The sequence below is a fragment of the Streptomyces catenulae genome, assembly GCF_000718015.1.
GTDB classification, from domain to species: domain Bacteria; phylum Actinomycetota; class Actinomycetes; order Streptomycetales; family Streptomycetaceae; genus Streptomyces; species Streptomyces catenulae.
This window is the reverse complement of record NZ_JODY01000082.1, coordinates 1-391: the sequence shown is the minus strand read 5'-3', so window position 1 is coordinate 391 and position 391 is coordinate 1. Positions and strand designations below refer to the sequence as shown.

Genomic DNA, 391 nt, shown 5'->3' with positions numbered 1-391 from the left:
AATCGTCGAAGGTGGGACTGGCGATTGGGACGAAGTCGTAACAAGGTAGCCGTACCGGAAGGTGCGGCTGGATCACCTCCTTTCTAAGGAGCACTTCTTACCGAGTCCTTCGGGACGAGGTCAGAGGCCAGCATGTGAGCGAATGTCTCGCACTGGTTGCTCATGGGTGGAACGTTGACTACTCGGCAAGTTTGAGATCGCTTCTGTTAGTACTGCTTCGGCGTGGAACGCAGAGGGGCGAGGACTTGTCGGGCACGCTGTTGGGTGTCTGAGGGCACGGACGAGAGTTCGTACCTTCGCGATGCCGGCCCCAGTGAACTCAGCCTTCGGGTTGGGGTGGTGGGTGGCTGGTCGTTGCTTGAGAACTGCACAGTGGACGCGAGCATCTGTG

The 391-nt window shown here is 58.6% G+C and carries 1 rRNA gene; it reads left to right on the top strand.

The features are described 5' to 3' along the window. Positions 1-83 (top strand): 16S ribosomal RNA (locus IF23_RS0130780); the annotation flags it as partial. Positions 84-391 lie beyond the last annotated feature (308 nt).